The following is a 22,800-nucleotide window of genomic DNA, read 5'->3' as shown; positions in this document are numbered from 1 at the left end:
GGTTGCGCTTACCGGGCGATATTTTTGCGGATTGCCTGGATTGGTAGCCCGGATAAGGCGCATCGCGCCGCTATCCGGGATGATATTAACGGCGGTTGCCGAAGATACGCAGCAGCATCAGGAACAGGTTGATGAAGTCCAGATACAGCGTTAAGGCGCCGAGAATCGAGTATTTACGCAGCGTGGCGCTATCGCGGGTATCAATCTGCTCGCCGATGTTTTTCAGCTTCTGGGTGTCGTAGGCGGTCAGGCCGACAAACACCAGCACACCAATGTAGGTTACCGCCCACATCAGCGCTTCGCTCTTCAGCCACAGGTTAACCAGCGACGCCAGCACGATACCAATCAGCCCCATAAACAGCATGCTGCCGAAGCCGCTCAGATCGCGCTTAGTGGTGTAACCATACAGGCTCATCGCCCCGAACATCCCGCCGGTCACCACAAAAGTGCTGGCGATAGACGAATAGGTATAAACAATAAAGATGCTCGCTAACGTTAGCCCTGTTAACGCCGAATAAAGCATAAACAGCGTCGTCGCCATACCCGCGCTTAAGCGCTGCACCATCCCCGAGAGCACAAACACCAGCGCCAGTTGGGCGATGATCAGCCCGAAGAAAGTGATTTTGCTTGAAAAGACGAACATCATGACCGCCGGGGTATTCGCCGCAAACCACGCGATAAACGCGGTTAACAACAACCCGACCGTCATCCAGCCGTAAACCTGCGCCATGTAGGTCTGCAGGCCGCTGCGGCTCTGAACAATGGAATCGGAACGAGGGAATCTGTCCATGACTATCTCCTGATTAACAAGTTTCTCTCAGTAAGCGTATCACACTACCAGCGCTCTGCCGCCTGATGATCGCTGTCGCGGGCATCGACCCAGCGTTCGCCATCCGGCGTCGCCTCGCGTTTCCAGAACGGCGCTCGGGTTTTCAGGTAATCCATGATGAACTCGCCGGCGGCGAAGGCGCTGCCGCGGTGGGCGCTGGTCACACCAACAAAAACAATCTCTTCGCCCGGCCACATTTCGCCAATGCGATGGATAACCGTCACCCGGCCAAGCGACCAACGCTCCCGCGCCTGTTCAACGATTTCCGCCAGCGATTTTTCGGTCATGCCCGGATAGTGCTCCAGGGTCAGCGCTTTCACGCTGTCGCCGAGATTGTGATTACGTACTTTGCCGGTGAAGGTGACCACCGCGCCGTCTTCATCGCGCTCGGCCAGCCACGGATACTCATCGCCGACGCAAAAGCGCGCCGGGCTTACCACGATACGAGTCTGCGTCATCTTAGCCCCCGGTGACCGGCGGGAAAAACGCCACTTCGTCGCCGCTCGCGACCGGATGGTCAAACGAGGTCAGCGTCTGGTTGACCGCCGCCAGCAATTTTCCTTCTTCCAGCGCCAGCGCCCAGCGGTCTCCGCGCGCGGCAAGCTGCTGACGCACGGCTTCAACGGTCGGCAATTCGCTGGCGTCGAGAGTCAGGGTATCGGTGCCAACCAGTTCGCGCACCTGGGCAAAAAACAGGACGTTAATCATGGGCTTCCTCCACCTTAAAATCGCCGGACTTGCCGCCGCTTTTCGCCAGCAGACGTACCGGGCCAATAACCATATCTTTCTGTACCGCTTTACACATGTCGTAGATGGTCAGCGCGGCAACCGAGGCCGCGGTCAGCGCTTCCATTTCTACGCCGGTTTTACCGGTCAGGCGGCAGAGTGACTCAATGCGCACGCGGTTATGCTCCGGCTGCGCCTGCAGGTTCACTTCTACTTTGCTGAGCATCAGCGGATGACACAGTGGGATCAGCTCCCAGGTACGTTTCGCGGCCTGAATCCCGGCGATACGCGCGGTGGCGAACACATCGCCTTTATGGTGGCTGCCGTCGATAATCATCGCAAGCGTTGCGGCCTGCATTTCGACGTAAGCCTCAGCGCGCGCCTCACGCACCGTTTCCGCTTTGCCGGAGACGTCAACCATGTGGGCTTCGCCCGCGGCGTTAATGTGGGTCAGTTGTGACATAAACTATTTCTTTAAATGAGGAATGAAGTTGCACGGGCGAGTGCGCGCATCCAGCTGTGGCGCGATAATATTTTCCCACGCGGTGGCGCAGGCCTTGGTCGAGCCCGGCATCGCGAAAATCAGCGTGCGGTTGGCAACGCCAGCAACGGCGCGGGACTGCAGCGTCGAGGTGCCTATCTCTTCAAACGAGAGCATACGGAACACTTCGCCAAAACCTTCGACCTCGCGGTCAAACAGCGGCAGCAGCGCTTCCGGCGCCTGATCGCCATCGGTAAAACCGGTACCACCGGTGATCAACACCACCTGCACCTCATCGCTGGCAATCCACGCCGAAACCTGGGCGCGAATCGCGTAGCGGTTCTCTTTCACAATCGCCTTATCGACGAGGGTATGTCCCGCTTCGTGCAGCGCATCGCGCAGCCAGTGGCCGGAGGTATCGTCCTCTTCGCCGCGGCGGTTGGAAACGGTAAGAATAGCAATACGGGTCGGGATAAACTCAGCGCTAGCCTGGCTCATCTGAATGCTCCTTTCGAAAACGATTATCCGCCAATATACGATAGATTCTGCGTAATACCGGTGTTGCCCTGGTGCAGGAAATGGGTCTGCTTTTTATGGGTTAAGGCTTCGGCTATCCGCGCTTCCAGCGCGGCCTGCTGCTCGTCCTCGGCCATCAGGTCGCGCAGATCTACGCCGCCTTCGCCGAACAGACACAGGTGCAGTTTGCCAACGGATGAGACGCGAAGACGGTTACAGGTGGCGCAGAAGTCTTTTTCATACGGCATGATCAAGCCGATTTCACCGGCGTAATCCGGGTGACAAAAGACCTGCGCCGGGCCATCGCTTCGTTGACGGATCTGGTGGATCCAACCGCGGCGCAGCAGTTCATCGCGCAGCACCATGCCGGAAATGTGGTGACGGCGGAACAGGTCGCTGCCCTCGCCGGTTTCCATTAACTCAATAAAACGCAGTTGAATACGGCGAGGTTTGATCCACGCGAGGAAAGTGTCGAGCTGGTGATGGTTGACATCACGCATCAGCACGGTGTTGACCTTAACCTTTTCAAAGCCGGCGGCAAAGGCGGCGTCAATACCGTCCATCACCTGCTGAAATTTATCCTGACCGGTGATGGCATGGAACTGGCGAGCGTCGAGGCTATCGACGCTGACGTTAATCGCCGTCAGCCCGGCATCGCGCCAGCGTTCGACATCACGCGCCAGGCGATAACCGTTGGTGGTCACCGCGATCTGACGAATCGCGCTGTTTTCACGCACGGCGGCAATAATCTCAGTAAAGTCGCGACGTAACGAGGGTTCGCCGCCGGTGAGGCGGACTTTTTCCGTGCCAAGGGCGGAAAAAGCGCGCGTCACGCGGCGCACTTCGTCTACGCTAAGAAAACCCTTGTTGGTCACGGCGCCGGGCTTGTAGCCGTCCGGCAGGCAGTAGGTGCAACGAAAGTTACACACGTCGGTAATCGACAGGCGCAAGTAATAAAACTTACGCGCAAATGCATCAGTAAGCTGTGAGGCCATATACACCTTTCCAAGTACGGGAGGCGCGGTCATTTCTTTCCACGCCCTGGCGACAGCGCGGCTGCCGCGGCCAGAGCACCATATCTTGCGACACAGGTACCAAGGCTAGAGTGTTAGTTGGTTATGCCGATAGTAGCGCTTTAACGATGGTTTCGCCATTTTCATTTTCGCTATATAATCATCTATATATCGCTAATATCTTGCATTTTCAGTACAGAATAGCCAAAAATCACACTTTAACATTGATATCGGTCAGTTTGACGGAAACCGGGCATTATCTTTTAGGGGTAGATCGGAGACGCTAAACCCGAACATTGAACAGAAGGAATTCGTATGCGCAATCGCACTTTCGCCGATCTGGACCGCGTCGTCGCCCTTGGCGGAGGTCACGGTTTGGGGCGGGTGATGTCGTCGCTCTCGTCGCTCGGCTCACGCCTGACCGGCATCGTGACCACCACCGATAACGGCGGATCAACGGGGCGAATTCGCCGCTCGGAAGGGGGGATCGCCTGGGGCGATATGCGCAACTGCATTAATCAATTAATCGCCGAACCCAGCGTCGCTTCCGCGATGTTTGAATATCGTTTTGGCGGTAATGGCGAGCTTTCCGGGCATAACCTCGGAAATCTGATGTTAAAGGCGCTGGATCACCTGAGCGTGCGGCCTTTAGAGGCGATCAATTTGATCAGAAACCTGCTTAAAGTGGATGCTTTCCTGATTCCGATGTCGGAGCAACCGGTCGATCTAGTGGCGCTCGATCATGAAGGCCATGAAGTGTATGGCGAAGTGAATATCGATCAGCTGGATCACATCCCGCAGGAACTGATGCTCAGCCCACCGGTTCCGGCGACTCGCGAAGCGGTTGAGGCCATCGCCGAGGCCGATCTGATCCTGATTGGGCCAGGGAGCTTCTACACCAGCCTGCTGCCCATTTTACTGCTCGACGAAATGGCCCAGGCGCTGCGGCGGACCCCGGCGCCCATGGTGTTTATCGATAACCTGGGTAAGGAACATAGCCCTGCCGCCAATCTAACGCTGGCGGACAGAATGACTATTCTGGAACATTACGTTGGCAAAAAAGTGATTGATGCCGCCATCGTCGGGCCGAAAGCCGATGTTAAGGGTATGGAAGAACGACTGGTGATTCAGACCGCGCTGGATGCCAGTGATGTCACCTATCGTCACGACCGCGTGCTGCTACGCCAGGCGCTGGAGCAGGCTATTCAGGCATTAGGTTAATCCTCAAGCGGCACTTTTTAAACAAGATGACGCCTCAGATTAAAATCTTAAGGTTGTCTTAAAATATCGCTGTCAACATAACGAACATCTCCTACTACGGGTATTCGTTATGTCGTTTATTTCTTTACGTCGGCCGGTACTCAGCCGCACGGCTTATTTGACTCTCTTTGCCTGTTATATCGGTATCTTTCTTAACCTGGCCTTTTATCGCCAGGTTTTCCCGCTACTGCCGGTAAACAATCTCCATAACTGGCTGGTTTTCCTTAGCATGCCGATCGTGGCAATTAGCGTGATGAACATCATCACCACCCTCGCCTCGTTCTTAAAGCTCGACCGGGTAGTCATCAGCCTGTTTATTCTGCTGAGCGCCTCGGCGCAGTACTTTATCTGGACCTTCGGCGTGGTGATCGATCGTTCGATGATCGCCAATATCTTCGATACGACGCCTGCGGAAAGTTTTGCCCTGCTGTCGACGCAAATGGTCATCGTGCTGGGTCTCTCCGGGCTATTGATGGTTCTGGTTGCCTGGTGGATTAAAGTTCGCAAACCGGCCTCTTTCTGGCGCGGCGCAGCGATGCGCCTGCTCAATATCGCCGTTTCAGCGCTGCTCATTGTGCTGGTGGCGGCGCTGTTCTACAAAGATTACGCCTCGGTGTTCCGTAACAATAAGGAGCTGGTGAAATCTTTAAGCCCATCCAACAGCATTGTGGCGCTGAACTCGTGGTATGCGCATAACCGGATGGATAACCTGCCGCTGGTGAAGATCGGCGAAGATGCCAAACAGAAAGCGGTGATGCATAACGGCGCGCGTAAAAATCTGACCATCGTGGTGCTGGGCGAAACCTCGCGCGCCGAGAATTTCTCGCTGGGCGGCTACGATCGCGAAACTAACCCGCGCCTGAAGCAGGACGACGTGGTGTACTTCCCGAAAACCACCTCCTGCGGCACCGCAACCGCGGTTTCCGTCCCCTGCATGTTCTCCAATATGCCGCGCGCGCATTACGATGAAGAACTGGCGCACCATCAGGAAGGCGTTCTGGATATTTTGCAGCGCGCCGGTGTTCAGGTGCTATGGAACGACAACGATGGCGGCTGTAAAGGCGCCTGTGACCGCGTACCGCATCAGAACGTCACCAACCTGAACCTCAGCGGCGAGTGCATTGATGGCGAGTGCTACGATGACGTGCTGTTCCATAATCTTGATAGCTATATCGATAATTTACAGCAGGATGGCATTATCGTTCTGCACACCATTGGTAGTCATGGCCCGACCTATTACAATCGCTACCCGGCTGAATTCAAAAAATTCACCCCGACCTGCGATACCAATGAAATCCAAAGTTGTACGCAACAACAGTTGACCAATACCTACGACAACACCATTTTGTACGTCGACTATGTGGTTGATAAAGCGATAAAATTGCTGCAATCAAAACAAGATAGATTCACCACCAGTCTGGTGTATTTGTCTGACCACGGCGAATCGCTGGGTGAAGATGGCGTGTATCTGCATGGCCTGCCGTACTCCATAGCGCCCGATACGCAAAAACACGTGCCGATGCTGCTGTGGTTGTCGCCGGATTATCAGCAACGCTATGGCGTATCCAGCCAGTGTTTGCAACAGCAGGCGAAGACGAACGATTATTCACAAGATAATCTGTTCTCTACCCTGCTTGGCCTGCTCGGGGTAGACACCCGCGAGTATCAGGCAAAAGACGACCTTTTAACGCCATGTAGAGAGACCGGCAGATGAAAATCTTAGTCATTGAAGACGATGCGCTCCTGTTACAAGGGTTAATTCTGGCCATGCAAAGCGAAGGCTATGTCTGCGATGGCGTCGCCACCGCTCACGAAGCCGCGCTGTCGTTAGCCAGCAACCATTACAGTCTGGTGGTGCTCGACCTGGGCCTGCCGGATGAAGACGGTCTGCATTTCCTGGCGCGTATGCGCCGGGAGAAATTCACCCAACCGGTGTTAATCCTCACCGCCCGCGATACCGTGGGCGACCGCATCAGCGGGCTGGATACCGGCGCTGACGATTACCTGGTGAAACCTTTCGCGCTTGAAGAGCTCAACGCCCGCATTCGCGCGCTGCTGCGTCGCCATAATAATCAGGGCGATAATGAGCTGACCGTCGGCAACCTGCGCCTTAATGTTACCCGTCGTCAGGTGTGGCTGGCCGGCGAATCGCTGGAGCTGACGCCAAAAGAGTATGCTCTGCTCTCGCGCCTGTTGATGAAGGCCGGCAGCCCGGTACATCGCGAAATTCTCTACAATGATATCTACAGCTGGGATAACGAACCGGCCACCAATACCCTCGAAGTGCATATCCATAATCTGCGCGACAAGATTGGTAAAGCGCGGATCCGCACCGTCCGCGGCTTTGGCTACATGCTGGTGAATAATACGGAGTCAGAATAACGCTATGGCACTGTTTGCGACCGAAACCTGGACCATGCGCCACCGCCTGCTGCTGACCATCGGCGCGATTCTGGTGGTCTGCCAGCTGATCAGCGTATTTTGGCTATGGCATGAAAGCAAAGAGCAAATCCAGCTGCTGGTTGCCAGCGCCATTGAGGGTCATAACAATCAAAGGCACGTCGAACATGAGGTACGCGAAGCGGTCGCCAGCCTGCTGGTGCCAAGCCTGCTGATCATCAGTCTGGCGCTGTATATCAGCCTGGTGGCGGTGAAGAAAATCACCCGTCCGCTATCAAATCTGCAAAGCGAGCTGGAAAGCCGGACGCCGGATAATCTGCAACCCATTATTTTGCAGGAGTCGGTGCCGGAAGTGACCGCAGTGACCATGGCGATTAATCAACTGGTGTCGCGGCTGACCCTGACGCTCGAACGCGAGCGTCTGTTTACCGCCGACGTCGCCCACGAACTGCGTACCCCTCTTGCCGGGCTGCGCTTGCATCTGGAACTGCTGGCGAAGGTACACGGCGTCAGCGTTGATCCCTTAATTCAACGTCTCGATCAGATGACCAACAGCATTTCGCAGCTGCTACAACTGGCGCGCGTCGGGCAGTCGTTTTCCGCCGGGAGTTACCAGCAGGTGCATTTGCACGAAGATGTGGTGGAGCCTCTGCAGGATGAGTTGGCAACGATGCTTGAAGCGCGCCAGCAGACGCTGGAGATAGAAAGCGGCGCAGGCGCGGATCTCATTTCCGGAGATGCGACCCTGGCGCGGGTGATTTTACGCAATCTGGTGGAGAATGCGCACCGCTATAGCCCCGTGGGGTCGAATATAAAGATTTCGGTAAAACCGGGAAATACGCCGATTCTGGCAGTAGAAGATGAAGGGCCGGGCATTGATGAGGCCAAAAGCGGCGAGCTGAGTAAAGCGTTTGTCCGCATGGACAGCCGCTATGGCGGAATAGGCCTCGGTTTAAGCATCGTCACCCGCATCGCGCAACTGCACGATGCGCAATTCTTTTTACATAACCGTCAGCCCGGACCGGGCGTCCGCGCCTGGGTGCTATTCCCGCGCAGCGCGCGTCAGAAGGTTAATACCCATTGATGTAAGAAGGCGACCACAATCACAAAGGCGGTCGCAATGGCCAGATATTCACGGTTGGTCAGTTTTTGCATGGCGCTATCCTCATTAAACTGAGGATAGTGTCGCTGAAGAAAATTAAGCCAACATTAAGATCCTACGATAATAGCGTGACGGCAATTGCAAATTGCGCATTGCCGTCATTTTTGCACGGCTCCCCTATCCCCCTTATGATGCCGCAATAAACAGTTCACGTAGCTGATGCAATTGATCGCGGATCTGCGCGGCTTCTTCGAACTCAAGGTTCTGGGCATGCTGCATCATTTGCCCTTCCAGCTCGTGGATTTTCTGCTGCAGCGCTTTCGGTGTCAGTTCGACGCTATCGGCTTCCACCGGAGAACGGGCTTTGCCACGGCCTTTGGCTTTGGTCTTCGCGATGTTCTGACCCAGCGCCAGAATATCGACCACTTTCTTATTAAGACCCTGCGGCACAATACCGTGCTCTTCGTTATAACGCTGCTGCTTCTCGCGGCGGCGTTCGGTTTCACCGATCGCCTTCGCCATCGATGGCGTGATTTTATCGCCGTAAAGAATCGCCTTACCGTTCACGTTACGCGCCGCGCGGCCGATGGTCTGGATAAGCGAGCGCTCGGAACGCAGGAAGCCCTCTTTATCGGCATCAAGTATCGCCACCAGCGATACTTCCGGCATATCCAGCCCTTCGCGCAGCAGGTTGATACCCACCAGCACGTCGAACTCGCCAAGACGCAGATCGCGAATAATTTCCATACGCTCGACGGTATCGATATCGGAGTGCAGATAGCGCACCCGCTCACCGTGCTCTTCCAGGTATTCGGTTAAATCCTCCGCCATGCGTTTGGTCAGCGTCGTCACCAGTACACGCTCATTGATCGCCGCACGGGTACGGATTTCTGATAACAGATCGTCGACCTGCGTCGCCACCGGCCGCACTTCGATAACCGGATCCAGTAGGCCCGTTGGGCGAACGACCTGGTCTACCACCTCATCGCCGGATTTTTCCAGCTCATAGGGACCCGGCGTCGCTGAAACGTAGATGGTCTGCGGCGCCAGCGCTTCAAACTCTTCGAACTTCATCGGCCGGTTATCCAGCGCTGACGGCAGGCGAAAGCCATATTCCACCAGCGTCTCTTTACGCGCCCGGTCGCCACGGTACATACCGCCGATTTGCGGGATAGTCACGTGCGATTCATCGATAACCAGCAGGCCATCCGCCGGCAGGTAGTCGAACAGCGTCGGCGGCGGCTCGCCCGGCCCGCGCCCGGAGAGAAAGCGCGAGTAGTTTTCAATCCCCGAGCAGTAGCCCAGCTCGTTCATCATTTCGAGGTCGAACTGAGTGCGCTGGCTCAGCCGCTGCTCTTCAAGCAGTTTATTGTTCGCCAGCAGGACCTTGCGGCGGTCAGCCAGCTCGTCTTTGATCTCTTCCATCGCCTGTATGATACGCTCGCGCGGCGTAACGTAGTGGGTCTTCGGATAGATGGTATAGCGTGGAATGGACGATTCGACGTGGCCGGTCAGCGGGTCAAACAGCGATAGCCGCTCGACCTCTTCGTCAAACAGTTCAATACGCAGCGCGATATCATCGGATTCCGCCGGGAAGACATCGATAACCTCGCCGCGGACGCGGAAAGTGCCGCGCTGGAAGGCCTGATCGTTGCGGGTGTATTGCAGTTCCGCCAGTCGACGCAGGATCGCCCGCTGGTCGATCAGCATGCCGGTGGTCAGGTGCAGCATCATCTTCAGATACAGATCCGGGTCGCCAAGACCGTAGATGGCGGAAACCGAAGCCACCACCACTACATCGCGCCGTTCGAGCAACGCTTTGGTGGCCGACAGACGCATCTGCTCAATGTGTTCGTTCACCGAGGCGTCTTTTTCGATAAAGGTATCCGAGCTCGGTACGTAGGCTTCAGGCTGGTAATAATCGTAGTAGGAGACAAAATACTCCACCGCATTCTCGGGAAAGAACTCTTTCATCTCGCCATACAGCTGCGCCGCCAGGGTTTTGTTCGGCGCCAGCACCATCGTCGGGCGCTGTAAGTCAGCGATAACGTTGGCGATGGTGAAGGTTTTCCCCGAACCGGTTACCCCAAGCAGGGTTTGATGCGCAAGGCCATCTTCCAGCCCCTCTTCCAGACGGCGGATGGCTTCGGGCTGATCGCCGGAAGGACGGAATGCGGAGTGCAGCTTGAATGGTTTGCTCATATTTCAGGACCTGAAGATGGGATTGGCCAGCAGGTGTTTAATTCTACCCTTCAGTTTCATTTTTGCCAATAAATAATACTGGATATAAAAACAGTATCGCATTATTGTATGGCGGCAAAAGGACGCGCGGTCGTCCGACTGCGGGCGTAAAATGCGCGCTTTGCGGAATAATCCACCAGCCTGTGTGGTTATCCCCAGAAACATTTATCATTTAACATTTGTCAAGCAAGGTAATGAATCTTTTATGGCAGCCGGTGACACTTTTCTGACAGCCATTGATTTTATTTAACTTGCTGAAATAAAACATAATTTACCAAAAGACGGGTTTCGCGCCAATTTGCTCGCAGGCCGCGTACTCTCTAGCTTACCGCAAGTTTTCTAACTCTAATACACAAGGTTATCCACAGGAATAGTGGATAACTGCCTGCAGGCCGCGAGGTCTGCCACCCGGCAGAAAAGTCTCATCGGACCAAAGCCCGTGGCTAAAAAAAATTATCGAATTTTTTTTGATATTTATCAGCTAAAGACGGCTGGATTTTTTGCGTTTTCTGGACCACATTTCATCGTCCTGTCAACAAAAAATAGAGCCGTCTCGCAGGTTTATGCGGGGTTATTGCAGGGGGCTCAGATCCAGGTACTGCGCGAGATCCTGACGCTGCGATGCGTCGGCAAGCCAGGGAATTTCCCCCAGCAGCGGCGCTGGCAATACCCGCGTTAAGGTTTGCAGATATTCGCGATGGCGTTTACCCGGCGGCTGGATATCGTTGGCGATCCAGCCCACGAGCGGCAGCCCGGCTTCGCGTACCGCCTGGGCGGTGAGCATCGCGTGATTGATACAGCCAAGTTTGACGCCGACCACTAAAATCACCGGCAATTGCTCCTGCTGCGCCCAGTCGGCGAAGGTCAGGGTTTCCGAGAGCGGCGTAAACCAGCCGCCCGCCCCTTCCACCAGCACCCAGTCGGCCAGGCGCTCCAGTTCGCGTAAACCGCTGGAAAGCGTCGTCGCGGCAATCGGTCGCCCTTCATCGGCGCTAATAATATGCGGCGAGGTCGGCTCGGCAAAAGTATAAGGGTTAACCTGTTCATAGCGCAGCGCCACCCGGCTATTACGCTGCAGGGCCAGCGCATCTTCATTGCGTAACCCTTGTGCGGTCAGGTCGCTCCCGGAAGCCACCGGTTTATAGCCTGCGGTGTTAAATCCCAGCTGATTCGCCGCCTGCAGCAGCGCACTACTGGCGACGGTTTTACCGACTTCAGTATCGGTTCCGGTGACGAAGAAACGTTTAGTCACGTTCAATGACTCCTGTAAAAAGATGATACGTCAGCGGGCACTGGCCCTGCTGTTGCGGCCAGGCCAGTTGCAGTTCACGCAGCTTGCCGCGGCTAAGCGGAGCAGACGCCCGCCCCTGATGTAAGTGGGTAGCGCCAATCCCCTTTAGCGAGCGCATGGCGCTTAACGCGTCGGCGAACGGTAAGCTAATCTGATGCACGACGCCTTCGGCGCGCAGGCCGCTCAGCGCCGCCCTTACCGCCTGTTCGCTGAGAAAACGGTTGGCATGGGGATGTTCGTCGACCGCCCGCCACGCTTGATTGAGCTCCGGTAGCGATCCGGCGAGCAACGTAGTGAACGCCACCCGTCCGCCGGGCCGCACCACCCGGCACAGCTCGCCGATTGCCGCGCTTAGCTCGTCACACCACTGCACCGCCAGGTTACTCCATGCCAGATCGAAGCAGGCATCCGGCAGCGGCAGCGCTTCGATATCGCCCTGTAGATAATGCTGCGCGGCGCCGTTGCGTTGCGCCTGCGCCAGCATCCCGGCGGAGAGATCCAGCGCGGTAACTTCGCTTCCCGCTTCGCGCCAGTAACGGCTCATGCTGCCGGGGCCGCAGCCAGCGTCCAGCACCCGGGGGAAATCACCTTTCGCCAACTGGCGCAGCAGCAATTCGGCGCTGCGGCGCTGCAGCTCATCATGTTGCGTATAGCCGCTGGCCGCCCGACCAAACGCCGCGGCCACAGCCTGCTTATTCACCGTGGCCATGCAGCACCTCCAGTAAACGCGCAATGTCCTCGGCCTGATGAGCGGCAGTCAGAGTCAGGCGCAGACGCGCGCCGCCGGCGGGAACCGTCGGCGGACGAATGGCGGTAGCCCAACAGCCGGCCTCGCGTAGGCTAGATGCCAGGGCTAGCGCTCGCGCGTTATCGCCAACGATCAGCGGCTGAATCGCGCTCCGGGAATCGGTCAGCCCCAGCGCGACATCGCCCATTCCAGCGCGGAACTGACGGATGCGGGCGCTCAAGAATTCCCGCCGCTGCTGGCCCTCATCGCTACAAATGATCCGCAACGCCGCGTTCAGCGCCACCGCCTGCGCAGGCGGCATCGCGGTGCTGTAGATGAGATGACGGGCAAACTGCAGCAGATAATCGGCCATCGATTCACTGCACAGTACCGCCGCGCCGCTTACCCCAAACGCCTTGCCGAAGGTGACTACCAGCAGCTCCGGGCGAACCGCCTGCGTATGACAGCTTCCGCGCCCTTCATCGCCAATCGCCCCGATTCCGTGAGCATCATCAACCAGTAATAATGCTCCGGCGCTGCGGGCTGCCGCCTGAATGTCAGCCAGCGGCGCGCTGTCGCCGTCCATACTGAAAATCCCTTCGGTAACGACTAACTGCTGGCCGTCCAGCGGTTTCGCCAGCAGTTGAGCAAGCTGTTGCGGGTCATTGTGGGTAAAGCGGCGCAGCTGCGCCGGGCTGAGGCTTGCCGCCTCCAGCAGGGAGGCATGGCTCAGGCGATCGGCCACAATGCGATCGTCTTTTTCCGCCAGCGCGGCAATCAACGCCTGATTCGCGGCAAAGCCGGAGATAAACAGCAACGCGCGCGGATAGCCCAGCCAGTCGGCAAGTTCCTCTTCCAGCGCGCGATGCGCCTCACTATAGCCGCTAACGTGGCCCGATCCGCCGGAACCGACGCCATAACGTTCCGCCCCCTGCTGCCAGGCGGCGATAATCGCGCCATGCTGGCTCAGGCCCAGGTAGTCATTACTGGAGAAGTTGAGCCAGCGCTCCCCTTCACGCTCCAGCCAGCGTCCGGCGCCGTGGCTTACCGGCAGGCGGCGGCGAAAAGCCTCCGCCGCCCGCCGTTCGTCCAGCGCCCGATCGATTCGTTGCTGCCAGCTCATAGCGCCGCCGCGTTGTAGTATTCCTCAGTGTCCGGGGTGAGTAAGGCCTGCTCCAGGCGCTGCTGCTGCTCATTATCACCTTCCAGCACCGCCGTCTGCTGCGGGTTGATGCCCAGCTTGCGGAACAGCTGCAGGTCTTTATCTTCTTCCGGGTTTGGCGTCGTCAGTAGTTTGCAGCCATAGAAAATCGAGTTCGCCCCGGCCATAAAGCACATCGCCTGGGTCTGCTCGTTCATCTGCTCGCGCCCGGCGGAGAGACGCACGTAGGAGGTTGGCATCATGATGCGCGCAATGGCGATCGTGCGGATGAAATCGAAAGCGTCAACATCGTCGTTATCCGCCAGCGGCGTACCTTTGACCTTCACCAGCATGTTGATCGGCACGCTTTCCGGCGGCGTTGGCAAATTGGCCAGCTGCAGCAGCAGCCCGGCGCGATCGTTCACGCTTTCCCCCAACCCGACGATCCCACCGGAGCACACTTTAATCCCGGCATCGCGTACCTTATCCAGCGTATCCAGACGTTCCTGATAGGTACGGGTGGTGATGATGTTGCCGTAAAATTCCGGCGAGGTGTCGAGGTTATGGTTGTAGTAATCCAGCCCCGCGCCAGCCAGGCGCTGCGCCTGGCTATCGGTAAGAGTGCCGAGCGTCATACAGGACTCCAGCCCCAGCGCCTTGACGCCTTTCACCATCTGCTCCAGATACGGCATATCGCGATCATTAGGGTTCTTCCACGCCGCGCCCATGCAGAAGCGGGTCGAGCCGGCGTTTTTCGCCTGACGCGCTGATTCCAGCACCTGCTCGACTTCCATCAGGCGCTCGGATTCAAGACCGGTTTTGTAGCGTGCGCTTTGCGGGCAATATTTACAATCTTCCGGACAAGCGCCGGTTTTAATCGACAGCAACGTACTGACCTGCACCTGACGCGGGTCAAAATGCTGGCGGTGGATTTGCTGCGCTTCAAAGAGCAGATCGATGAGTGGTTTATTAAATAACTCAGTAACTTGCGACATTGTCCAGCGTGCGTGGTGAGCCATTGGCCTCTCCAAAAGGTTTTGTTAATTTGCGGTTCGGTTTATACTCGTAAACCTAAATGTTTTCAAAATGGTTTACAAGTCGCTTATGACACTGGACGATCTCGCTTTCGATCGGCGCCACATCTGGCACCCCTACACCTCTATGACTTCCCCCCTGCCGGTCTACCCGGTGGTTTCCGCCCACGGTTGCGAGCTGTCCCTCGCCGGCGGCGAACAGCTGGTTGACGGCATGTCCTCCTGGTGGGCGGCGATCCACGGCTACAATCACCCGCGCCTGAATGCGGCGATGAAAGCGCAGATCGACCAGATGTCGCACGTGATGTTCGGCGGGATCACCCATCCGTCGGCGGTGGCGCTCTGTCGCCAACTGGTGGCGATGACGCCGGAATCGCTGGAGTGCGTTTTCCTCGCCGATTCCGGTTCGGTGGCGGTAGAAGTGGCGATGAAAATGGCGCTGCAGTACTGGCAGGCTAAGGGCCAGCCGCGCCGTCGTTTCCTGACCTTCCGCAACGGCTATCACGGCGACACCTTCGGCGCGATGTCGGTCTGCGATCCGCAGAATTCAATGCACAGCCTGTGGCAGGGCTACCTGCCGGATAACCTGTTTGCCCCCGCGCCGCAAAGCCGCTTCGACGGCGAGTGGGACGAGATGGATATGGTGCCGTTTGCCCGCCTGATGGCCGCGCATCGCCACGAAATCGCCGCGGTGATCCTCGAACCGGTAGTCCAGGGCGCCGGCGGGATGCGCATGTACCATCCGGAGTGGCTGAAGCGAGTGCGTAAAATGTGCGACCGGGAAGGGATTTTGCTGATCGCCGATGAGATTGCCACCGGCTTTGGCCGTACCGGCAAACTGTTCGCCTGCGAGCATGCCGGTATCTCCGCCGATATTCTGTGTCTGGGTAAAGCGCTGACCGGCGGTACCATGACCCTTTCCGCCGCCATCACCACCCGAACAGTTGCTGAAACCATCAGCAATGGCGAAGCCGGCTGCTTTATGCACGGCCCCACCTTTATGGGTAATCCGCTGGCCTGCGCGGTGGCAAGCGAAAGCCTGCGCCTGCTGGAGAGCGGCGAATGGCAACAGCAGGTAGCGGCGATTGAAGCCCAGCTGAAGGCCGAGCTGGCTCCGGCACGAGAGTCAGAATGGGTCGCCGACGTGCGCGTACTCGGCGCGATTGGCGTGGTTGAAACCCGTCATCCGGTGAACATGGCCGCTCTGCAGCGCTTTTTCGTTGAGCAAGGGGTATGGATCCGCCCGTTTGGCCGGCTGATTTATCTGATGCCACCGTACATCATCAGCCCACAACAGCTGACTCGCCTGACCCGTGCGGTCAATATGGCGGTACAAGAAGAAACATTTTTTAGCGAATAAACAGCGGAATTGCGCCGTCGGGAAAGCTACACTTCTTTGTTAATCAGCGCATTATCAATGAGGATGAAGCATGAAACTGACCAGCCACGATCTGCAAGACGGCGGCAAGCTGCCTAATCGTCACGTATTCAACGGTATGGGGTACGATGGCGATAATCTTTCGCCGCATCTGATGTGGGACGACGTCCCCGCGGGAACCAAAAGCTTTGTCGTCACCTGCTACGACCCGGATGCGCCGACCGGTTCCGGCTGGTGGCACTGGGTGGTAGCCAACCTGCCTGCCGATACCCGGGTTTTACCGCAGGGGGCCGGTTCCGGTCAGGCGGAGCTACCGGAAGAGGCCATTCAGACCCGTACCGATTTTGGTAAGGCAGGCTACGGCGGCGCGGCGCCGCCGAAGGGTGAAACCCACCGCTACATTTTTACCGTGCACGCGCTGGATATCGATAAGATTGATGTCGATGCCGAGGCGAGCGGCGCGATGGTCGGCTTTAATGTCCATTTCCATTCGCTCGCCAGCGCTTCCATCACCGCCCTGTTCAGTTAATTATCCCCCCGGATAGCGGCTTGCGCCTTATCCGGGCAACCCGAGGTGCCGGTATATTGTCGGGTGGCGCTGCGCTTACCCGACCTACGGTCCGTGCGGCCTGCCTTTAATTTATTCACCATGCTTGCTGAAACTGCCGTTGTTGGCGGCCTCAAAATCGCTGAGACGTTCCCGGAAGGCCGGGGCAGCCCGCATGGATGCGGGCTGAGGGCCGTGTTTTGCAAGGACGCTGCCTCGGCCCGACCCGAAGCCTGCAGGGATAAGTCGAAGGTACCACGAAGTGGCGATTTTGGCGGCCAGAGCCCGGGGGTACAGGGGGCGGCGGCGACTGGCCGCCCCCTGTGCGCTCCCTGCGCCATGAGGACATAACGCAGAAGAAATATCGGGAGCGCAATGTGTCGGAATTAACACAAAGCACATGTTTTCCCCGACCAAAACCGTTGCAAACCGATAACAGTATCTACGGTCCAAACGTAGCCCCAGTAAGCGCAGCGCCACCGGGGAGATTGACCTTACTGTTCCGTGGCCACCTGCAGCGCGGTTTTACGCACGCGTGCATACCACACCACCGTCAGCAGCCCCAGCCAGACCAGCCCGGCTAACAGCGCCACGCGCGTCTCTTCCACCATTCCCAGCACGGCGATCACCAGCCCCATAAACAGTAGCGTCAACAGCGGGCCAACCGGCCAGAAGGGGATCGGGAATTCGATCTTACTGCGCTCTTCGGCCGACAAACCGCGGCGCATCGAGAAATGAGAGAGCAGGATCATCAACCACACCCAGACGGTGGCGAACGCCGCCAGCGAGGCAATCAGGACAAAGACCTGTTCCGGCATCAGATAGTTAAGCACCACCGCCACCAGCAGCGCCACGCCCATCACCACGACCGTCATCCAGGGTACGCCGTTGCTGGCGATCCGCTGGAAGCACTTCGGCGCAAGCCCCTCTTTCGACATACCGTACATCATGCGCCCGGCGCCAAAAATATCGCTGTTAATCGCCGAGATACTGGCGCTAATCACGATGATATTCAGTACAGTCGCCGCCGCCGGGATCCCGAGGCCATCAAAGATCAGCACAAACGGACTGCCCTGCTCGCCAAAACTATTCCACGGGAAGATCGCCATCAGCACCGCCAGGGTGCAGACGTAAAACAGAATAATACGCAGCGGAATGGTGTTGATGGCCTGCGGGATGACCTTCTTCGGGTTCTGCGCTTCCGCCGCCGTGACGCCGATAATCTCTACACCGCCGAAAGCGAACATCACGATGCCAAGCGAAGCGATGATCCCCTGCCAGCCATTTGGCGCAAAGCCGCCGTGGCTCCACAGATTTTCCAGCCCGGTGGCCGGGAAACTATGGCCAAAGCCAAAGAAGATAATCCCCGCGCCCGCCGCCATCATGGCGATAATCGCTACCACTTTAATCAGCGACAGCCAGAACTCCATCTCGCCGAACACCCGCACGTTGCACAGGTTCATCGCGCCAATAAAGAAGATGATGCTGAGGATCCAGATCCAGCGCGGCACATCGGGATACCACAACCCCATATAGATACCGAACGCGGTGACGTCGGCCAGCGCCACGATCACCATTTCAAAGGTGTAGGTCCAGCCGGTAATAAATCCGGCCAGCGGCCCGAGATACTGGCGAGCGTAGCTGCCGAAGGAGCCGGAAACCGGATTGCGCACCGCCATTTCACCCAGCGCGCGCATGACCATAAAGACCGCCGCGCCGCCGATCAGATAGGCCAGCAGCACCGCCGGACCCGCCGCCTTAATGGCGGAGGCCGAACCGTAGAACAGCCCGGTGCCGATAGCGGAACCGAGCGCAATAAAACGAATGTGTCGGGCATTCAGCCCGCGCAGCAGATGCGGTTTGTGTTGTTGTTGCATATACAGGTGTCCTGGTTTTTTTATATGACGACAAATATGCGATGTAGGACGGCCGGGGGGATGACATCCCCCCGACGCGGGTACAGAGAACAACGGTGATTAATTCAGGCCAGGCAATACGGCAGGCAGCAGACGCGTCAGGTGACGTGCGGCCAAAAGCTCGGTGGCATTTTCAATATCAGGAGCGAAGAAACGGTCTTGGGTATAATGCGGCACGCGTTCGCGCAGCAGATGACGCGCCTCTTCCAGCAGCGGACTGGTGGTCAGCCCTTCGCGCATATCCAGCCCCTGCGCCGCCGCCAGCCACTCAACTGCCAGCACCCCGCGGGTGTTTTCCGCCATCGCCCACAGGCGACGACCGGCAGCCGGTGCCATCGAGACGTGGTCTTCCTGGTTCGCGGAGGTGGGCAGGCTGTCAACGCTATGCGGGTGCGACAGCGCTTTGTTTTCACTGGCTAAAGCCGCCGCCGTGACCTGGGCTATCATAAAGCCGGAGTTGACGCCGCCATTTTTCACGAGGAACGGCGGCAGCTGCGACATATGGCTGTCCATCATCAGCGCGATACGACGCTCGGAGAGCGAGCCGATTTCCGCGATCGCCAGTGCGATATTATCCGCCGCCATCGCTACCGGTTCGGCATGGAAGTTACCGCCGGAGATGACGTCATTTTCGGCGGCAAAGACCAGCGGGTTATCGGAGACCGCGTTCGCTTCGGCTAACAGTACTTCCGCCGCCTGGCGGATCTGCGTCAGGCAGGCGCCCATCACCTGCGGCTGACAGCGCAGAGAGTACGGATCCTGCACCTTGGCGCAGTTATGGTGCGACTGCGAAATCGCGCTGTCATCGGTCAACAGGTGGCGATACAGAGCCGCCGCATCAATCTGGCCACGCTGGCCGCGCACCTCGTGAATACGCGCATCGAACGGACGACGCGAACCCAGCGCCGCTTCGGTGGTTAACGCCCCGCAAACGACCGCGGAGGCGAACAGATCCTCGGCTTCGAACAGGCCGCGCAGCGCAAAAGCCGTCGACGCCTGGGTGCCGTTCAGCAGCGCCAGACCTTCTTTCGCCGCCAGGGTAATCGGCTCCAGCCCCGCCTGACGTAACGCTTCCGTCGCCGGCAGCCATTCGCCGCCGCGTACCCGCGCTTTGCCTTCGCCAAGCAGCGTCAGCGACATATGCGCCAGCGGCGCGAGGTCGCCGGAGGCGCCGACGGAACCTTTCGCCGGGATCCACGGCGTCACGCCGGCATTGACCAGGCCAATCAGCGCCTGGATCACGCTCAGGCGGATCCCGGAGAAACCGCGGGACAGGCTGTTAATCTTCAGCACCATAATCAGGCGCGCCAGGTCATCATCCAGCGGCTCGCCAACGCCTGCCGCATGGGATAGCACCAGCGAACGCTGCAGGTTCTCCAGATCTTCCGTCGAGATACGGGTCTGGGCCAGCAGGCCAAAACCGGTGTTGATACCGTAGGCGGTCCGCCCTTCGGCGAGGATGGCGTTAACGCAGGCCACGCTCTCATCAATTGCCGCAAACGCGCTGCTATCAAGGGTAATGTTCAGCGGGTGGCTGTAAACGTCGCGGAGCTGCGACAGGCTCAGTTGCCCCGGAATTAGCGTTAAAGATTTCATTTAGCGTTCCCCTGCGTTGCCGCAACCATCGGAAGATTCAGACCCTGTTCCGCCGCACATTCAATGGCGATATCGTAACCCGCGTCGGCATGACGCATTACGCCGGTCGCCGGGTCGTTATGCAGGACGCGAGCGATACGCGCCGCCGCTTCATCGGTACCATCACAGACGATAACCATCCCGGAGTGCTGCGAGAAGCCCATGCCTACGCCGCCGCCGTGGTGCAGCGATACCCAGGTCGCGCCGCTGGCGGTGTTAAGCAGTGCGTTGAGCAACGGCCAGTCAGATACCGCATCCGAGCCGTCGCGCATGGCTTCGGTTTCGCGGTTCGGGCTGGCGACGGAACCGGAATCAAGGTGATCGCGGCCAATCACGATCGGCGCGGAGACTTCGCCGCTACGCACCATTTCGTTAAAGGCCAGCCCCAGCTTCTGCCGCCACTCCAGACCTACCCAGCAGATACGCGCCGGCAGTCCCTGGAAGCTGATGCGCTCGCGCGCCATATCCAGCCAGTGGTGCAGATGCTTATCATCTTTAATGATCTCTTTCACTTTCGCGTCGGTTTTGTAGATATCCTGCGGATCGCCGGACAGCGCTACCCAACGGAACGGGCCGATACCGCGGCAGAACAGCGGACGGATATACGCCGGCACGAAGCCCGGGAAATCGAAGGCGTTGCTGACGCCCATTTCCTGCGCCATCTGGCGGATGTTGTTGCCGTAGTCGAAGGTCGGTACGCCCATTTCATTAAAGGCCAGCATCGCCTGAACGTGGTCGGCCATCGAGCGTTTCGCCGCCAGGATAGTGCCTTGCGGATCGGATTCGGCTTTCTGCTGATACTCCTCCCAGCTCCAGCCTTTCGGCAGATAGCCGTGCAGCGGGTCGTGGGCGCTGGTCTGGTCGGTGACCATATCCGGGCGTACGCCGCGTTTCACCAGTTCCGGAACGATATCCGCGGCGTTGCCGCACAGCGCGATAGAGATGGCGCGGCCTTCGGCGGTGTATTTTTTGATGCGCGCCAGGGCGTCATCCAGAGAAGTGGCCTGTTCATCCACGTAGCGGGTACGCAGACGGAAATCGATGCGGCTCTGCTGGCATTCAATGTTCAGCGAGCAGGCGCCTGCCAGCGTCGCAGCCAGCGGCTGTGCGCCGCCCATGCCGCCCAGACCGGCGGTTAACACCCAGCGGCCTTTCAGGCTGCCCTGATAGTGCTGGCGACCGGCTTCGACGAAGGTTTCGTAGGTGCCCTGCACGATGCCCTGGCTACCGATGTAGATCCAGCTGCCGGCGGTCATCTGGCCGTACATCGCCAGCCCTTTGGCATCCAGTTCGTTGAAGTGTTCCCAGGTGGCCCAGTGCGGGACCAGGTTGGAGTTAGCGATCAGCACGCGCGGCGAGTTTTCATGCGTTTTAAATACGCCGACCGGTTTGCCGGACTGCACCAGCAGGGTCTCATCGCTTTCCAGGTTTTTCAGCGCCTTCACGATAGCGTCATAGCATTCCCAGTTGCGCGCAGCGCGACCGATACCGCCATAGACCACCAGCTCATGCGGGTTTTCGGCGACATCGGGATCGAGGTTGTTCATTAACATACGCAGCGGCGCTTCGGTCAACCAGCTCTTGGCGGTAAGCGTCGTGCCTCTCGGGGCACGTACGTCCAGCTGGCGATATTTGCTTTGCGACATCGGGGTTTCTCCTGACAATTAACGTTGTGTACCTAGATACATATACTTGTCTATACAACTCTACGCAAGCCAGGATTTAACAGAAATGATACAATTTTGTTATATTGCGTCAGCAATCACGTTTTGCTGACGCCAGGGAGAATTACGAGCTGAAATGGCCCTGCAGACGGTAGCGCGCGCCGGGAAACAGCAGGCGAGCGTGTGAGACAATATGCGTCGTCGACCAGGTGCGGCGGCGAATAAGCAGGCAGGGATCGTGCGGCAGAATGCGCAGCAGCGCGCACTCTTCTGACGTCGCCTGCACCGCCTCGACGATATGTTCGCCTTCGGTTAACGGCGCAATCAGCGACAGATAATCATGCGGCGTGGTGGCGGTGTAATCCTGTAATAGATAGTCTGGCACCACCGCGGCATTGACGCAGCGGTCTTCAATTTGTACCGGGACATCATTTTCAAAATGCACCATCAGCGAATGAAAGATACGCGTGCCTTCGGCGACGTTGAGCGCCTCCGCCTGGATAACATCCGCTTCGGTCTCCTCTAAAAGCAGCACCTCGCAGCGGTGCTGGTGACGGCGGGAGGCAATCTCATCGGCAATGCTGCGCACTTCAAATAGCGCCGACTGCCCTTTCGGCTCGGCGACGAAGGTACCGACGCCCTGTAGCCTCACCAGCAAGCCTTCATCCGTCAGCTCGCGCAGCGCGCGGTTGATGGTCATTCGGCTGAAGCCGAACTGGGCGACCAGTTCAGCCTCCGAGGGAATTCGGTCGTGCGGGCGCCACTCGCCGCGGTGGATCTTTTCGCTGATCGCCTGCTTCACCTTTTCATAGAAAGGCGCGGGCGCGGAACGAGGTTGTTGTGCAAACATGGCCTGGCTTTCCTTATGCGTAATAAGCGGAGCGGCGAAACGAAAATAA

21 protein-coding genes and 1 riboswitch are annotated in these 22,800 nt (G+C 58.0%); of the genes, 6 read left to right on the top strand and 15 right to left on the bottom strand.

From position 1 onward, the window contains the following. Window positions 1–85: 85 nt before the first annotated feature. The 6 genes from EAE_RS14795 to moaA all read right to left on the bottom strand — a co-directional run bounded on the left by EAE_RS14795 (window position 86) and on the right by moaA (window position 3,547). Window positions 86–790, bottom strand: coding sequence for a Bax inhibitor-1/YccA family protein (locus tag EAE_RS14795; protein WP_015367602.1), 705 nt, complete (start codon window positions 788–790; stop codon window positions 86–88). 44 nt (window positions 791–834) lie between these two features. Then, entirely contained in the window at window positions 835–1,287 is a 453-nt protein-coding gene (gene moaE, locus EAE_RS14790; protein WP_015704805.1) for a molybdopterin synthase catalytic subunit MoaE, read from the bottom strand. A gap of 1 nt (window position 1,288) precedes the next feature. Next, window positions 1,289–1,537 carry a molybdopterin synthase sulfur carrier subunit gene (moaD, locus tag EAE_RS14785; protein WP_015367604.1) on the bottom strand — a complete coding sequence of 83 codons (249 nt, stop codon included), beginning with the start codon at window positions 1,535–1,537 and terminating at the stop codon, window positions 1,289–1,291. After that, window positions 1,530–2,018, bottom strand: a complete 489-nt coding sequence (moaC, locus tag EAE_RS14780; protein WP_015367605.1) for a cyclic pyranopterin monophosphate synthase MoaC — start codon at window positions 2,016–2,018, stop codon at window positions 1,530–1,532. The genes moaD and moaC overlap by 8 nt, the downstream gene beginning before the upstream one ends. A gap of 3 nt (window positions 2,019–2,021) precedes the next feature. Then, the gene (moaB, locus tag EAE_RS14775; protein ID WP_015367606.1) at window positions 2,022–2,534 is read right to left on the bottom strand and encodes a molybdenum cofactor biosynthesis protein B; all 513 of its coding nucleotides are present in this window, start codon (window positions 2,532–2,534) and stop codon (window positions 2,022–2,024) included. Window positions 2,535–2,557: 23 nt separating this feature from the next. Continuing rightward, window positions 2,558–3,547 (bottom strand): GTP 3',8-cyclase MoaA, encoded by a 990-nt coding sequence (gene moaA, locus EAE_RS14770; protein WP_015704804.1) that lies wholly within the window; start codon window positions 3,545–3,547, stop codon window positions 2,558–2,560. After that, window positions 3,535–3,672: riboswitch (molybdenum cofactor riboswitch) on the bottom strand. It overlaps the preceding gene by 13 nt. Before the next feature lie 208 nt (window positions 3,673–3,880). Here moaA and yvcK point away from each other — a divergent pair. From yvcK to pmrB, 4 genes are all read left to right on the top strand, one after another. Then, on the top strand, window positions 3,881–4,786 hold the full coding sequence (gene yvcK, locus EAE_RS14765) for a uridine diphosphate-N-acetylglucosamine-binding protein YvcK (protein WP_015704803.1): 906 nt from the start codon (window positions 3,881–3,883) through the stop codon (window positions 4,784–4,786). A 109-nt stretch (window positions 4,787–4,895) separates the two neighbouring features. Beyond that, on the top strand, window positions 4,896–6,539 hold the full coding sequence (gene eptA, locus EAE_RS14760; protein ID WP_015704802.1) for a phosphoethanolamine transferase EptA: 1,644 nt from the start codon (window positions 4,896–4,898) through the stop codon (window positions 6,537–6,539). Further along, window positions 6,536–7,207: a two-component system response regulator PmrA gene (gene pmrA / locus EAE_RS14755; RefSeq protein WP_015704801.1), complete on the top strand. Its 672-nt coding sequence runs from the start codon at window positions 6,536–6,538 to the stop codon at window positions 7,205–7,207. The genes eptA and pmrA overlap by 4 nt, the downstream gene beginning before the upstream one ends. Before the next feature lie 4 nt (window positions 7,208–7,211). Further along, window positions 7,212–8,309, top strand: a complete 1,098-nt coding sequence (gene pmrB / locus EAE_RS14750; protein ID WP_015704800.1) for a two-component system sensor histidine kinase PmrB — start codon at window positions 7,212–7,214, stop codon at window positions 8,307–8,309. Window positions 8,310–8,513: 204 nt separating this feature from the next. Here the strand turns inward: pmrB and uvrB are convergent, their stop codons facing one another. The 5 genes from uvrB to bioB form a co-directional block, all read right to left on the bottom strand. Next, entirely contained in the window at window positions 8,514–10,529 is a 2,016-nt protein-coding gene (uvrB, locus tag EAE_RS14745; protein WP_015704798.1) for an excinuclease ABC subunit UvrB, read from the bottom strand. Window positions 10,530–11,139: 610 nt separating this feature from the next. After that, window positions 11,140–11,820, bottom strand: a complete 681-nt coding sequence (bioD, locus tag EAE_RS14740) for a dethiobiotin synthase (RefSeq protein ID WP_015704797.1) — start codon at window positions 11,818–11,820, stop codon at window positions 11,140–11,142. After that, entirely contained in the window at window positions 11,813–12,568 is a 756-nt protein-coding gene (bioC, locus tag EAE_RS14735) for a malonyl-ACP O-methyltransferase BioC (protein ID WP_015704796.1), read from the bottom strand. The genes bioD and bioC overlap by 8 nt, the downstream gene beginning before the upstream one ends. Further along, entirely contained in the window at window positions 12,552–13,709 is a 1,158-nt protein-coding gene (gene bioF, locus EAE_RS14730; RefSeq protein WP_015704795.1) for an 8-amino-7-oxononanoate synthase, read from the bottom strand. Before bioF ends, bioC begins: the two co-directional genes overlap by 17 nt. Further along, window positions 13,706–14,746: a biotin synthase BioB gene (gene bioB / locus EAE_RS14725; protein ID WP_015704794.1), complete on the bottom strand. Its 1,041-nt coding sequence runs from the start codon at window positions 14,744–14,746 to the stop codon at window positions 13,706–13,708. The genes bioF and bioB overlap by 4 nt, the downstream gene beginning before the upstream one ends. Before the next feature lie 85 nt (window positions 14,747–14,831). Between bioB and bioA the strand changes: the two genes are divergently transcribed. Next, window positions 14,832–16,121, top strand: a complete 1,290-nt coding sequence (bioA, locus tag EAE_RS14720) for an adenosylmethionine--8-amino-7-oxononanoate transaminase (protein WP_015704793.1) — start codon at window positions 14,832–14,834, stop codon at window positions 16,119–16,121. A 70-nt stretch (window positions 16,122–16,191) separates the two neighbouring features. Then, window positions 16,192–16,668 (top strand): kinase inhibitor, encoded by a 477-nt coding sequence (locus EAE_RS14715; protein WP_015704792.1) that lies wholly within the window; start codon window positions 16,192–16,194, stop codon window positions 16,666–16,668. A gap of 512 nt (window positions 16,669–17,180) precedes the next feature. Here EAE_RS14715 and EAE_RS14710 read toward each other — a convergent pair. The 4 genes from EAE_RS14710 to EAE_RS14690 form a co-directional block, all read right to left on the bottom strand. Next, window positions 17,181–18,563 carry an amino acid permease gene (locus EAE_RS14710; protein WP_015367620.1) on the bottom strand — a complete coding sequence of 461 codons (1,383 nt, stop codon included), beginning with the start codon at window positions 18,561–18,563 and terminating at the stop codon, window positions 17,181–17,183. Between the two features lie 99 nt (window positions 18,564–18,662). Beyond that, entirely contained in the window at window positions 18,663–20,198 is a 1,536-nt protein-coding gene (gene hutH, locus EAE_RS14705; RefSeq protein WP_015367622.1) for a histidine ammonia-lyase, read from the bottom strand. Further along, the gene (gene hutU, locus EAE_RS25255) at window positions 20,195–21,883 is read right to left on the bottom strand and encodes a urocanate hydratase (RefSeq protein ID WP_015367623.1); all 1,689 of its coding nucleotides are present in this window, start codon (window positions 21,881–21,883) and stop codon (window positions 20,195–20,197) included. Before hutU ends, hutH begins: the two co-directional genes overlap by 4 nt. Window positions 21,884–22,025: 142 nt before the next feature. Further along, window positions 22,026–22,751 (bottom strand): histidine utilization repressor, encoded by a 726-nt coding sequence (locus EAE_RS14690; protein WP_015704791.1) that lies wholly within the window; start codon window positions 22,749–22,751, stop codon window positions 22,026–22,028. Window positions 22,752–22,800 lie beyond the last annotated feature (49 nt).

It is taken from the genome of Klebsiella aerogenes KCTC 2190 (assembly GCF_000215745.1).
Classification (GTDB): Bacteria; Pseudomonadota; Gammaproteobacteria; order Enterobacterales; family Enterobacteriaceae; genus Klebsiella; species Klebsiella aerogenes.
This window is presented reverse-complemented; position numbering and strand designations above follow the sequence as displayed.

Bases quoted from the DNA above. Each gene is read 5' to 3' on its own strand.
- EAE_RS14795 (WP_015367602.1), bottom strand. From the start codon at position 790: ATGGACAGATTCCCTCGTTCCGATTCCATTGTTCAGAGCCGCAGCGGC.
- moaE (WP_015704805.1), bottom strand. From the start codon at position 1,287: ATGACGCAGACTCGTATCGTGGTAAGCCCGGCGCGCTTTTGCGTCGGC.
- moaD (WP_015367604.1), bottom strand. From the start codon at position 1,537: ATGATTAACGTCCTGTTTTTTGCCCAGGTGCGCGAACTGGTTGGCACC.
- moaC (WP_015367605.1), bottom strand. From the start codon at position 2,018: ATGTCACAACTGACCCACATTAACGCCGCGGGCGAAGCCCACATGGTT.
- moaB (WP_015367606.1), bottom strand. From the start codon at position 2,534: ATGAGCCAGGCTAGCGCTGAGTTTATCCCGACCCGTATTGCTATTCTT.
- moaA (WP_015704804.1), bottom strand. From the start codon at position 3,547: ATGGCCTCACAGCTTACTGATGCATTTGCGCGTAAGTTTTATTACTTG.
- yvcK (WP_015704803.1), top strand. From the start codon at position 3,881: ATGCGCAATCGCACTTTCGCCGATCTGGACCGCGTCGTCGCCCTTGGC.
- eptA (WP_015704802.1), top strand. From the start codon at position 4,896: ATGTCGTTTATTTCTTTACGTCGGCCGGTACTCAGCCGCACGGCTTAT.
- pmrA (WP_015704801.1), top strand. From the start codon at position 6,536: ATGAAAATCTTAGTCATTGAAGACGATGCGCTCCTGTTACAAGGGTTA.
- pmrB (WP_015704800.1), top strand. From the start codon at position 7,212: ATGGCACTGTTTGCGACCGAAACCTGGACCATGCGCCACCGCCTGCTG.
- uvrB (WP_015704798.1), bottom strand. From the start codon at position 10,529: ATGAGCAAACCATTCAAGCTGCACTCCGCATTCCGTCCTTCCGGCGAT.
- bioC (WP_015704796.1), bottom strand. From the start codon at position 12,568: ATGGCCACGGTGAATAAGCAGGCTGTGGCCGCGGCGTTTGGTCGGGCG.
- bioF (WP_015704795.1), bottom strand. From the start codon at position 13,709: ATGAGCTGGCAGCAACGAATCGATCGGGCGCTGGACGAACGGCGGGCG.
- bioB (WP_015704794.1), bottom strand. From the start codon at position 14,746: ATGGCTCACCACGCACGCTGGACAATGTCGCAAGTTACTGAGTTATTT.
- bioA (WP_015704793.1), top strand. From the start codon at position 14,832: ATGACACTGGACGATCTCGCTTTCGATCGGCGCCACATCTGGCACCCC.
- EAE_RS14715 (WP_015704792.1), top strand. From the start codon at position 16,192: ATGAAACTGACCAGCCACGATCTGCAAGACGGCGGCAAGCTGCCTAAT.
- EAE_RS14710 (WP_015367620.1), bottom strand. From the start codon at position 18,563: ATGCAACAACAACACAAACCGCATCTGCTGCGCGGGCTGAATGCCCGA.
- hutH (WP_015367622.1), bottom strand. From the start codon at position 20,198: ATGAAATCTTTAACGCTAATTCCGGGGCAACTGAGCCTGTCGCAGCTC.
- hutU (WP_015367623.1), bottom strand. From the start codon at position 21,883: ATGTCGCAAAGCAAATATCGCCAGCTGGACGTACGTGCCCCGAGAGGC.
- EAE_RS14690 (WP_015704791.1), bottom strand. From the start codon at position 22,751: ATGTTTGCACAACAACCTCGTTCCGCGCCCGCGCCTTTCTATGAAAAG.